12 protein-coding genes are annotated in these 12,018 nt (G+C 35.2%); 10 read left to right on the top strand and 2 right to left on the bottom strand.

The annotated features are described in order from the left end of the window. The first annotated feature begins 564 nt into the window (after positions 1-564). The 10 genes from BLQ56_RS01305 (at position 565) to BLQ56_RS01270 (ending at position 10,113) form a co-directional block, all read left to right on the top strand. Positions 565-1,518: a carbohydrate ABC transporter permease gene (locus BLQ56_RS01305; RefSeq protein WP_090849328.1), complete on the top strand. Its 954-nt coding sequence runs from the start codon at positions 565-567 to the stop codon at positions 1,516-1,518. Next, positions 1,519-2,358, top strand: a complete 840-nt coding sequence (locus BLQ56_RS01300) for a carbohydrate ABC transporter permease (protein WP_090849327.1) — start codon at positions 1,519-1,521, stop codon at positions 2,356-2,358. It begins immediately after the preceding gene. Positions 2,359-2,600: 242 nt separating this feature from the next. Next, a complete protein-coding gene (locus BLQ56_RS01295; protein ID WP_090849326.1) occupies positions 2,601-3,938 on the top strand; it encodes an ABC transporter substrate-binding protein in 1,338 nt (445 codons plus the stop codon). Positions 3,939-4,062: 124 nt separating this feature from the next. Then, a complete protein-coding gene (gene arfA / locus BLQ56_RS01290) occupies positions 4,063-5,547 on the top strand; it encodes an arabinosylfuranosidase ArfA (protein WP_175490180.1) in 1,485 nt (494 codons plus the stop codon). A gap of 173 nt (positions 5,548-5,720) precedes the next feature. Next, positions 5,721-5,882 (top strand): hypothetical protein, encoded by a 162-nt coding sequence (locus BLQ56_RS23285; RefSeq protein WP_175490143.1) that lies wholly within the window; start codon positions 5,721-5,723, stop codon positions 5,880-5,882. A 477-nt stretch (positions 5,883-6,359) separates the two neighbouring features. Next, a complete protein-coding gene (locus BLQ56_RS01285; protein ID WP_090849324.1) occupies positions 6,360-7,286 on the top strand; it encodes an aminoglycoside phosphotransferase family protein in 927 nt (308 codons plus the stop codon). A 48-nt stretch (positions 7,287-7,334) separates the two neighbouring features. Then, positions 7,335-7,964 (top strand): class I SAM-dependent methyltransferase, encoded by a 630-nt coding sequence (locus tag BLQ56_RS01280; protein WP_090849323.1) that lies wholly within the window; start codon positions 7,335-7,337, stop codon positions 7,962-7,964. Positions 7,965-8,035: 71 nt separating this feature from the next. Continuing rightward, positions 8,036-8,149, top strand: a complete 114-nt coding sequence (locus BLQ56_RS24185) for a peroxiredoxin family protein (RefSeq protein WP_139163053.1) — start codon at positions 8,036-8,038, stop codon at positions 8,147-8,149. A 15-nt stretch (positions 8,150-8,164) separates the two neighbouring features. After that, positions 8,165-8,794 (top strand): thioredoxin domain-containing protein, encoded by a 630-nt coding sequence (locus BLQ56_RS01275; RefSeq protein WP_090849322.1) that lies wholly within the window; start codon positions 8,165-8,167, stop codon positions 8,792-8,794. A gap of 206 nt (positions 8,795-9,000) precedes the next feature. Next, complete coding sequence (locus BLQ56_RS01270) at positions 9,001-10,113, top strand: ATP-binding protein (protein ID WP_090849321.1); 1,113 nt, start codon at positions 9,001-9,003, stop codon at positions 10,111-10,113. A 181-nt stretch (positions 10,114-10,294) separates the two neighbouring features. Here the strand turns inward: BLQ56_RS01270 and BLQ56_RS01265 are convergent, their stop codons facing one another. Both BLQ56_RS01265 and BLQ56_RS01260 read right to left on the bottom strand, forming a co-directional pair. Beyond that, complete coding sequence (locus BLQ56_RS01265) at positions 10,295-10,948, bottom strand: DsbA family oxidoreductase (RefSeq protein ID WP_274380197.1); 654 nt, start codon at positions 10,946-10,948, stop codon at positions 10,295-10,297. Positions 10,949-11,138: 190 nt separating this feature from the next. Beyond that, positions 11,139-11,933: a VLRF1 family aeRF1-type release factor gene (locus tag BLQ56_RS01260; protein ID WP_090849319.1), complete on the bottom strand. Its 795-nt coding sequence runs from the start codon at positions 11,931-11,933 to the stop codon at positions 11,139-11,141. Positions 11,934-12,018 lie beyond the last annotated feature (85 nt).

The raw sequence follows: 12,018 nt of genomic DNA, 5'->3' as shown, positions 1-12,018 counted from the left end.
ACTTATAGAACACTTACGGACGTTTAATCCAAATATTAGCAAATATGCCAAATACGTTCGTATAACATCGCCGCTTACTTTAATCGGAATTTTAAAATGATTTATTTAAAAATCTTAATTGTAAGCGATAACACAGTTGACTACTTATACTTAAGAAATCATTCACCAAATTAAGAAATAAGGAGGGCATCGAAACAAGTCAATGATCATCATGATTTTCAAACAAACAACATTCCAATTTTAAACTCCTCAGACTTTCCAACAACTATGTGATAATTTTGGTAAAGAACAAATTTTTAAGAGTTGTTTTACTTTTCATAATTTCTATCACTAACATCAAACAATACACCCTTAGACAAACCATCACTTTCTACAAAACACTATGAAAAATGAATAATAAGACACTTAGTTTTAAGCTGGTAGTTACAGAATAATCTAGCTTTGTATCGTTAGTTATTAGAAATTTCTGTTAATGTAAGTTCAGAGGCTTCTTCAATTATGTACTAATTTAGTCAATTTTCACTGGTCTCATCTAAAGCTAGTTTAACCGAAGGGGGTTTTCTTATGTTACCAACGTCAAGGAATGAAACAACAGCGAATCTTTCAGTACCACCCAGTAAAGAACCGAATAAACTATTTAAGTTTTTAAATTCGAAGAAAGTCGTTCCTTATCTGTTTGTCTCGCCATTCATTATTTCTTTTCTAATTTTCACTGTTTATCCAGCTATACAAGCAATCATCATGAGTTTTCAAAGTGTATTACCTGGACAAATTGAATTCATTGGACTTAGAAACTATACAAGGGTATTTAATCCAACATTTTATAAAGCGCTTTCAAATACATCTATATATGTCATCTTTACAGTTGTGATCTTGCTCATACTGCCAATTATTTTAGCTGTGTTACTAGATTCAAAGATTGTGAAGTTCAAGACTATATTCCGTGCATCTCTTTTTATGCCAGCATTAGCATCAACAATCGTTTCAGGGATGGTATTCCGCTTGATGTTTGGTGAAACAGATACTGCAACAGCGAACCAAATTTTAAATTGGATCGGATTAGAATCTGTCGACTGGAGATATAATGCATGGTCAGGAATGTTCTTATTAGTATTACTTTGCTCTTGGAAGTGGATGGGAGTTAATATTCTTTATTTCTTAGCAGCACTTCAAAATGTGCCAAAGGAATTATACGAGGCAGCTGAAATTGATGGAGCTAGTGCATTTAAAAAGTTTGTGTTTGTAACACTTCCATTTTTAAAGCCGGTTACTATTTTCGTTGCAACAATCTCAGTCATTAATGGTTTTAGAATGTTTGAAGAAAGCTTCGTATTCTGGGAAGCAGGGTCACCAGGTAATATTGGTTTAACTGTTGTCGGTTACTTATATCAACAAGGTATTCAACAAAACGATATGGGCTTTGGTGCCGCAATCGGTGTGGTCTTAATGCTAATTATCTTTATTGTTAGCTTTATTCAATTAATTCTTACTGGAGCATTTAAGAAGGAGGGGCAATAAATGAAAAAACAAAATTCAACCGCCTTAAAATGGATTATAAACATAGCATTTGTCATTATTTCTTTTATTGCGCTTTTCCCAATCTTAAATTTAGTTCTATCTTCATTTAGACCAGCATCTGAGATCATGCGTAATGGAATTAGCTTAGTGTTTGATCCAAGTTCGTTAAATCTTAATAACTATAAGTTTATCTTTACAGAGGCTTCTACTTATTGGGGTTGGTATGGTAATAGTCTTATCATTGCACTTATTACCGTTGTTTTATCATTATTTTTCTCTGCAATGGTAGGATATGCACTAGCTTTATATGATTTTAAAGGAAGAAACGTAGTTTTTGGTTTTGTACTTTTCATCTTAATGGTTCCTTTTGAGATTTTAATGCTACCTTTGTTTCAAATGATGATTAAAATGCAATTAGTAAATACCTATACAGCTGTTATTTTACCAGCAGTCGTTGCGCCTATTGCCGTTTTCTTCTTTAGACAATATGCACTTGGTCTACCAAAGGAGCTTATGGATTCTGCGAGAATGGATGGAGCAACTGAATATGGAATCTACTTTAAAATTATGTTGCCATTAATGACACCATCTCTTGCGGCAATGGCTATCCTTCAAGGATTAGGAGCTTGGAATAACTTCTTATGGCCATTAGTTGTATTAAGATCAAATTCGATGTTTACTTTACCTTTAGGATTAGCAACAATGTTAACACCTTATGGAAATAACTATGATGTATTAATTACCGGATCTTTGATGACCATTGTTCCGATTATCATTCTATTCATTTTCTTCCAACGCTATTTCGTTGCAGGTTTAACTGTTGGTGGAGTGAAAGGTTGATTCTTAGCTAGTTTTTGTAGATGAAACACTTCAACTAAAACAATCTCTTTATTACTTCTAAGCGAAACTACATAAGTATTGTGAAGTGTTCTCTACATGGCTGAATAAATGTATTTCATTTAAGTAATTGAAAACGTTTACTTATTGTTCGTTTTCAAACTTTAAGGGGGTGAATATTCATTTAGGACATTTTGCTTTAAACTCTTAAAGTCATTTTCAAAAAAAGACAGGGGGAAAAAAGAATGAAGAAGTATTTACTTGCTTTTGTATTCGGATTCATGGCTGTTATGCTTATGGCTTGTGCTGGTGGTAGTGATGAGGCTGCTGGTGACGAAGCGACAGAGTCGGAAGTTACTGGTGGAGATGTTGAGAACGCTACAGAATTAAAGTATTGGACATTTGTTGAGTTACACATGGAATTCTTTAAGGACGCTGCACTTCGTTGGAATGAACAAAATCCAGATCGTCCAATTAAGTTGGTTGCTGAAACATTCCCGTACGACAACATGCATAATAACTTATTATTAGCACTACAATCAGGTACAGGAGCTCCTGATATTTCAGATATCGAAGTTGGACGTTTCCCTAACTACTTACAGGGTGAACCTCAATTATTACCAATGAACGATTATGTAGAGCCTGAAATTGATAATTTCATTAAATCACGTTTTGATATCTACTCAAAAGATGGAAATTACTATGGTATGCCAACACATGTTGGGGCATCTGTTATGTACTACAATAAAGAAATTATGGACGCTGCTGGTGTAGATATCGATTCAATTAAAACTTGGGATGACTATGTAGAAGCAGGTAAGAAAGTAGTAGAAAATACTGACGCTGTTTTGACTGGTGTTCCAACTGGTGACTTCTTACCAGTTTGGCAAATGATTAGTCAACGTGACTCTGACTGGTTTGATGCTGATGGAAACTTAACATTAAATAATCAAGCAAATATTGACACACTTCAATTTTTACAAGATATGGTTTATAAGCATAAGGTAGCTGAAGTAATGCCTGGTGGTGCACCACATGCTGAAGAGTTTTACGCTTGGATGAATGAAGGGAAAGCAGCTTCAGTTTCAATGCCAATGTGGTATATGGGTCGTTTCACAGACTACATGACAGATCTTAAAGGTAAGATGGTTGTTCGTCCAATGCCTGCATGGGAAGAGGGCGGAAAGCGTTCAGCTGGAATGGGTGGAACTGGTACAGTTGTAACAAACCAAACAGAACATCCAGAACTTGCTAAGGAATTCTTAGCATTTGCAAAGTTGTCAAAAGAAGCAAACATCAAGCTTTGGAACGTTTTAGGATTTGATCCTCCACGTTGGGATGTTTGGGAAGATCCTGCTGTTAAAGAAGATAACAAATTCTATCAATTCTTCGGAACAGATATCTTTGATACATTATTATCAGTTAAAGATGAAATTAATGCAGTCAACATTACAGAGTACACTCCAGATGTTGCAACTGAAATTAATACAAACACACTTATTAATGTATTAAGAGAGAATAAGCAAACGCCAAAAGAAGCGTTAGATCAAGCTCAAAAAACAGTTGAAGCAAATATGCAGTAAATAGACTAATTAGAATTATAAGTAGGAGTAAGGGTCCAGCTCTTTTTAAGAGTATGGCCCTTTCCTTGAATTTTATGGTTATTTTCTAATAAAAGGAGAGATTACATTGACAATTAAAGCAACAATGACACTTGATAAAGAATTTAAAATCGGTGAAATTGATAATCGTATATATGGATCTTTTATCGAACATTTAGGTAGAGCTGTTTATGAAGGGATTTATGAGCCAGGTCATCCTTCAGCTGATGAACAAGGCTTCCGCACAGATGTTATTGAGTTAGTTAAACAATTACAAGTACCACTAGTAAGGTATCCAGGTGGTAACTTTGTTTCAGGATACAATTGGGAAGATGGAGTAGGGCCAGTTGCCAATCGTCCACGCAGGTTGGATCTTGCATGGAGAACAACCGAAACGAACGAAATTGGTACGAATGAATTTATGGATTGGGCAAAGAAAATTAATGCCGAAGTAAATATGGCGGTTAACCTTGGAACAAGAGGAATTGACGCTGCTCGTAATCTAGTTGAATATTGCAATCATCCTTCAGGCTCTTATTGGAGTGACCTGCGTATCTCCCATGGATATAAGGATCCTCATAAAATTAAAACCTGGTGTTTAGGAAATGAAATGGATGGACCTTGGCAAATCGGCCATAAAACTGCTACAGAGTATGGTCGACTAGCTGCTGAAACTGCTAAATCGATGAGATGGGTAGATCCAACAATTGAATTAGTCGCATGTGGAAGCTCGAATCGTCATATGAAGACATTTGCAGAGTGGGAAGCTACTGTATTAGAGCATACATATGACCATGTCGATTTCATTTCTCTTCACACTTACTATGGAAACCGCGACAATGATCTTGGAAACTATTTAGCACAATCATTAGATATGGATCAATTTATTTATTCAGTCATTGCAACTGCTGATTATATTAAAGCGAAGAAACGTAGCAAGAAAACAATAAATCTTTCATTTGATGAGTGGAATGTATGGTTCCATTCAAATGATGCAGATAAGCAGATTGAGCCATGGTCTATAGCTCCACCACAGCTAGAAGATATTTATACATTTGAGGATGCCCTATTAGTAGGAAGCATGTTAATTTCGATGATTAAGCGTGCAGATCGCGTGAAGATTGCTTGTCTTGCACAACTAGTTAACGTAATCGCTCCTATTATGACGGAAAAAGGTGGAGAAGCTTGGAAACAACCAATCTTCTATCCTTATATGCATGCTTCAGTCTTAGGAAGAGGGGTTGCATTGAATTCGATTGTTTCCTCACCTAAGTATGATAGTAAGGATTTCACTGATGTTCCATATCTTGATACGGTTTCTGTATATAATGAAGAAAACGATACAGTAACAATCTTTGCAGTGAATCGACACCAAACTGATACACTTTCACTACAAGCAGACATTAGAAGCTTCGAAGGTTATAAAGTTGTTGAACATATTGTTCTTGAAAACGATGATGTAAAAGCAACAAACCAAATTAACCGTTCAAATGTTGTCCCACATAGTAATGGAGACGCATCTGTTGATGGTGGTCAATTAACAGCGCATCTTCCAAAGCTTTCTTGGAATGTGATTCGTTTAGGGAAATAAATATATGTATATAACTCCTTTAAAGTAAGTGAAATGGCATAGAGTTGACTCTATGCCGTTTTTTATGGGTTTCATATTGATTGAATGTCTAAGTATATTATATTTATATATCTTTTGAATGGTTGTTAAGTTATAGTTAGAAAGTTAGCCCTAGGCATTGCAGGAGGGTTAATTTGTTTAAAATAGGTGATAATGTTCTTTATGAGTTTAAAAATTATGTAATTCTTTGGATATATGAAAATGGGAACTGTGAATTGACTGAGCGGCATTCATCAGTAGTTAATACAATTCTTGTTCATATGGATCATTTGGAAAAAGCGAAGCAAAAATGTTAATCTTTTAAGTTATTGTTTATATAGACTTTTAAATAAGAAAACGAAGTGTTCTATACCTAGGGCTAGCATTTTTTGGATGTCCCTCTACACTTCGTTTTTTTTATTTTTTCTAAAATATATGTTACCAAGTGAATTACCCGATAAACTCCAATCTCTATTAAACTTATTCTTCTCTTCCCAGAACAACCCATGACCACTGTGAGCAAACCAAACTAATTTTGATGTTTTAATTGTTTGATGAAGGGCAGTTGCTAATGGAGGTAAGCATGATTTGATCATGCATTCCATGCAGAATTAAGGTTGGAACAGTAATCTTTTTTATATCAGAAAATAAGGACATCTCTTAGTGTAGGCTAATAACTTATAAAACACAGTAACCAGCAAACTAAGTAATAGATAAAATAGAACAGAATTGACTAAAATTAGGGGATATGGAACTATAAATAGATATAGAACAGCTAAAAAAGGAGAAACCCTATGAACCTACAAAAACGGTTTGTTCATTCAGTTCGTTTATACTTCAAAGAACAAGGAGAGGTTTGGCTACAGAAATTACCAACCATCATAAAATTTTGTGAAGAGAAATGGTCACTAAAAATGGAAGAACCTTATTCTCTTTCTGTTAACTATGTTGCTCCTGCCGTTATGGCGGATGGAAGAGAGGTAGTTGTTAAGATTTGTATCCCAGGAAAAGAGTTTCTTCAAGAAAAAGAGGCATTACGGCTACTGGGGCAGAATAAGATTGTCAAACTGCTTGATTCAGATGAAGACAATGGAATCCTCATTCTTGAAAAGCTATCCCCAGGAAAATCATTGGCAGACATTAACGATGAAGAGAAAGCATGTGAAATCGCTGCGGAGGTAATCAGCAATTTGGTTATACCATCAGAATCAGCTAATTTTCCAACTACTTGTACAAGGGAAGAAAGTCTTCGTCAGATTGTGATAAAGAATCCGGACGGGCTTGGGCCAATTCCTGTTCAAGTATTAGAACAAGCATTAAATGTATTTGTTTATTTAAATCATACAAAAGAACATGAATTGCTTCTTCATGGAGACTTACATCATGACAATATCATCTCTTCTGGTGACAGAAAATGGACTGCGATTGACCCAAAAGGGTTAATTGGTGAAATCGAGTATGACTTCATTCAATTTATGTTAAATCAACTCCCTGAGACAGGGGCATTTAGTATAATAAAGAGAAGAGTTGACATTTTTACAGAGAAACTAAACCTGAACAAAGAACGACTATTATTATGGGGATATTGTCACTCGGTATTAGCAACCTCGTGGAGCGTAGATGATGATGGAAACTGCAAACATTCATTTTTTCAGGGAATTGAGATTTTTGAAAAACTCTATGAAACTGAATTTGGAAAGATTAAGAGCCTACACCGCTAGGAGATATATATATATAAATTATAATACCATATCATAGGGGACCTGAGGATGAAAAATAGTTGGAATCAATGGATTTATAAATGCTGGGCACCGGTTTATGAGAGAATCTTTAATTCTGGTATGTTTTTAAAAGCGAGGCAAAAGGTATTTGAAGATTTACCCATAGAAAAGGGGAGTAGAATCCTTTTTATAGGTGTAGGAACAGGGGCAGATCTTCCTTATTTTATAAATAAAGGCTATGAAATCACAGCAATTGATTTTTCAACAGAAATGTTAAATGTAGCAAAGAGGAAATTTGAAAATAAGTCTGTTACTTTTTATAAAATGGACGCTCAACAGCTAGAGTTTAATGATCAATCATTTGATTTCGTTGTTGCTAGCTTAGTAGTCAGTGTTGTGCCAGATCCGATCAAGGCGCTAAATGAGGGTGTGAGAGTTTTAAAGCAGAATGGTTCATTAATTGTTTTTGATAAATTTATTCCGAAGAATAAACAAAGCACCCTTAAGCAAAAAGTACTTAGACCTATCATAAAATGGCTAGGAACCGATATCGGTTTGGACTTTTATGATTTATATCGAAATGTTGAGATACAATTAGAAATCATAAAAGATGAAGAAATCATGATGAATGGACTTTACCGAAAAATATATGCTATGAAGAAGGGGAAACTCTCCTAACGATCATAAGAAATCGGATTAGTTGAATTCTCATGAAACCATTGTACAATTAAACAAAAGGAGGTTTTTGTATGTTATTAACCAAAATGAAGAACATTACACTTCCAGATTTAAATGGTAATCCTGTATCTATCAGTGATTTTGAAGGAAAAAACACATTGATCTTTATGTGGGCGTCTTGGTGACGTTGTCGAGAACAACTGCCAGGTTGGCAGGATTTTTACAATGAATACAAGGACCAAGATTTTGAATTGCTATCTGTTTCAGTGGATATACAAGGACCTGAGGTATGTAAACCTTATACAGAGGGCACATCTTTTACAACTGTTGTTGATTCAGAAAATGAATTGGCTAACTTTTTTGGATTCAAAATTGTTCCTAATGGAATCTTCATTGATAAGGAAGGCACCATCCGCCTGTTAAAACAAGGCTTTCATGTGACAAATAATGATCATATTCATGCCTTAAAGAACTTAATCGAGGGCAAAGTGGAACAAGTCCTATTAGATGATGAGTATTATTCACCAAAAACAAAAGTCATTAGTATTGAAAAACAACTTTCTGAAACAAAGTTTAGGCTTGGGATGGAGTATGCAAAGAGTGGGAAAATAGAGGAAGCACTAAATGAACTGGATCAGGCACTCCAACTTGATACCGATAATTTCTTAATTCGGAAGCAGCGCTGGTATATCCGTTTTCCAGAAAAGTTTGCTCCCACTATTGATATAGAATGGCAACAGAAACAGTTAGAAAAGGAACGAGCGGAAGAATCCCAAGTTGATTGTGGTCCAGAAGGGTGTATCATTCCTGGTACAACGAAGAATCAATAGACCGCGAATATCTGGTGGAAGGATTATTGTTACAATCTTCACTCCAAACTAAAAAGCAGCCCAATTCATATAAAATTGGGCTACTTTTTACTTGATATAGTCTGATCTAAGAAAAAATGTTAGAAGGTATTATTCCACTGTAATAATGGAATTATCTTCAAAATAATATTAATCTTAATTAAATTAAAGATAAAGGAATAGCAGACATGAATGAAAATCTAAAAGATATTACCCTTGAGTTGCAAAGAGCAAATCATATTAATCAATTAATCCTTGATTCAGTTGCAGAAGGAATCTATGGGATTGACCTTAATGCGAATGTGATCTTTTGGAACAAATCGGCAGAAGAGCTAACAGGGTTTACTCAACAAGACTTCGAAACACAGAATCTTCATGATTTAACACACCATACCAATAAGAATGGGGAGCATGTGCCACTTACTCAATGCCCTGTTTATCATGCATTAAATAATGGAAATAAGCTTTTTGTTGAAGATGATATCTTTTGGAAAAAAGATGGAACTAGCTTTCCAGTCGAATATACGATCAATCCAATGTATGAAAATGGTACATATGCTGGGACTGTTATTACTTTTCGAGATATGACAGAAAAAATGAAGACAGAGGAACTACTTTTACAATCGGAGAAATTATCGTCGGTTGGTAAAATAGCTGCTGGTATTGCTCATGAAATACGAAATCCTTTGACCTCTATAAAAGGGTTCTTACAATTAATTGCTGATAACCCTACAATTAACAAAGAATATCTCTCTATTTTAGATTCAGAATTCGATCGAATTGAATCTATCATTAAAGACTTACTTGTCTTTTCAAAACCTCAACAAGAGCAATATCTTCATTGTAATATTGTGGAATTGATTGAACAGGTAGTATTTTTGATGCAACCACAGGCTACCTTAAATAATGTTGAGATGATCACTCAGTTTGAAGAGGAGAATATTCTTTTCTATTGTATACCACACCAAATTAAACAGGTTATTATTAATCTATTAAAAAACGGGACGGAAGCAATTGAAAATGGCGGACACATTCTTATAAAAATTAGCAAGCGCAATAATTTTCTCAATCTAATCATTCAAGATAGTGGGAAGGGAATGACAGAAGAGGAACTAAAGAAATTAGGTACTCCTTTTCATTCAACAAAGCAAACTGGGACTGGATTGGGGATTATGATGACAGAGAATATCATTAAAAATAACCATAAAGGATTCATTTCGGTAGAAAGTGTTGTCAACCAAGGGACTACTTTCACGATTCAATTACCACTCTCGTTGGAACATAATGAGGAATATAATTAAAAAACAGTCCAACTTTTACATTGGACTGTTTATTGATGTCTGTTTTTACTGCCCCGGTGTTGGTGTCTAGCTTCAGCGCCTAGCCCCTCGGGGTCATAAGTCGAATCACTACGGAAAACAAGATTTCCTACGTGCTTCGCCTTATGCCTGCCTGAGGCTGAGCAAGGCGCTTGCGCTTTTCTTATCTTTTCGGTATCTCGCATCCATCTTCATCACAAGCTTGACCATCTTCAGTTAGTTCCTTAGATAGACCATCTTGATCAATGATTGAATTCATTGATTCCACAAAAACCTCTGTTGCTTGAGCACCTGATATTGCATATTTTTTGTTAACGAGGAAAAATGGGATACTTCTAATACCGTATTCCGAAGCTTCCTGCTCATCAGCCCGAACCTCATTACTCATGCTAGTACTAGCAAGCATCTTCGTAACTTCTTCACGATTTAGCCCAACTTCAACTGCTAACTCAATTAATGTTGAGTGATCTCCAATATGCTTTGATTCTGTATAGTAAGCACGTAAAATACGTTCTGTCATTTCGTGCATAAGTCCTTGCGTTTTAGCAAACATGGTTAGGCGATGTGCATCAAATGTATTCGTTAGAATTTGAGTATCAAAGTTGAATTCTACTCCCACTCCTTTTGCCATCTGAACCATATTGTTACAATTACTTTTTGCTTGTTCAATGCTCATTCCATACTTTTTAGCAAGAGCCTCATAAATATTATATGGAATGTCTCGATCTGATGTAGGGTCTAGCTCAAAGCTCTTATATACAACTTCAATCGGGTGATTAATTTGTTTGATAGCATCTTCCAGACGCTTTTTGCCGATATAGCAAAATGGTCAAGCAAAGTCTGTCCACATTTCAATAAGCATGTTATTTCCTCCTTCATTTTTCATCAATAGTATACCTATTGAACGATCATTTAGTCCACTTTGTTGCTTAACAAACAAAGAGAAAGGATAAAAAAGAGCAAAGCAAAATCAATCGAAATTTGCTTTGCCTTATATGAACAAGATGTTAACCTACTAACTCTTTTAGTACCTTATGTTCATTCTCATTTAATAAGTTCTTATGGATCTTAGCATCTACTTTTTTGTTCATCACGTCTTCAAGAACATCAGATTCTTCTTTATCCCCAATAAGGATAATTCTCTCCCACTGCTGTTTAGCTGCTTTCTGATCTAATTTGCTTCCAAAGCTTTTCCACCATCTTTGTTGATGCACTTTAACACGTTGGTCATAATGATCATGCTGTGTGATTTGCGTCCCATTGCTAGGTCCTGTAGGATGTGGACCTGAGTGAATTCTCCAGTCTTCATTATCTAAATCAAATTCATACATTTTGGATCCATGAATCGCACCGAAGCTAGTTTCGATAATTTTCACTTGATTTTGTTGCATTAATACTAAAGCAGTTAAAGGGTGCTTCGCGTGTAGAGCTTTTAATTGATCTAGCATCGGTTTCTCTTCCCAGTAGAAAAACGTTTCAACTGGGACGTGAAGTTCAAAGGTCTCCCAAAGAGCATCATCAACAGAAGCAAACACAACGATACTACGAGGCAGACTTCGTTTTAAGCTATAAACATAATCATCAATTTTTTTTCGTAGCTGTTTCAATTTTTTTAGTTCTTCTTTAGAGCTTACATCTAAGTATTCCTCGAGCCGGTTAAAGCCGTTCTTGAGTGCAATCTCCCATTCGCCACCCTGCTGATCCTGATCACTTAAATCTGTATTTAAATACATTGTTAAAACTTTGTCTGGTTTCATTGTTTGTGTATGTTCAAGCTTTTTAATCGTTTTATGAAATCCCATCTAATCGCTCCTTCTATATACTATTTACTAATATTTAGCCGATTTTGGTTAGTGGTAAACATAATTTTCTTTTTCTGATTACTAG

Source organism: Litchfieldia salsa, assembly GCF_900104555.1.
In the GTDB taxonomy this organism is placed as follows: domain Bacteria; phylum Bacillota; class Bacilli; order Bacillales; family Bacillaceae_L; genus Litchfieldia; species Litchfieldia salsa.
The sequence above is the reverse complement of the archived record's forward strand: the minus strand, read 5'-3'. Positions and strand labels throughout refer to the sequence as shown.

What these genes read in the sequence shown, in the direction of transcription:
- BLQ56_RS01295 (WP_090849326.1), top strand. Translation starts at nt 2,601, where the DNA reads ATGAAGAAGTATTTACTTGCTTTTGTATTCGGATTCATGGCTGTTATG.
- BLQ56_RS01280 (WP_090849323.1), top strand. Translation starts at nt 7,335, where the DNA reads ATGAAAAATAGTTGGAATCAATGGATTTATAAATGCTGGGCACCGGTT.
- BLQ56_RS01270 (WP_090849321.1), top strand. Translation starts at nt 9,001, where the DNA reads ATGAATGAAAATCTAAAAGATATTACCCTTGAGTTGCAAAGAGCAAAT.
- arfA (WP_175490180.1), top strand. Translation starts at nt 4,063, where the DNA reads ATGACACTTGATAAAGAATTTAAAATCGGTGAAATTGATAATCGTATA.
- BLQ56_RS01285 (WP_090849324.1), top strand. Translation starts at nt 6,360, where the DNA reads ATGAACCTACAAAAACGGTTTGTTCATTCAGTTCGTTTATACTTCAAA.
- BLQ56_RS01305 (WP_090849328.1), top strand. Translation starts at nt 565, where the DNA reads ATGTTACCAACGTCAAGGAATGAAACAACAGCGAATCTTTCAGTACCA.
- BLQ56_RS24185 (WP_139163053.1), top strand. Translation starts at nt 8,036, where the DNA reads ATGTTATTAACCAAAATGAAGAACATTACACTTCCAGATTTAAATGGT.
- BLQ56_RS01260 (WP_090849319.1), bottom strand. Translation starts at nt 11,933, where the DNA reads ATGGGATTTCATAAAACGATTAAAAAGCTTGAACATACACAAACAATG.
- BLQ56_RS01300 (WP_090849327.1), top strand. Translation starts at nt 1,519, where the DNA reads ATGAAAAAACAAAATTCAACCGCCTTAAAATGGATTATAAACATAGCA.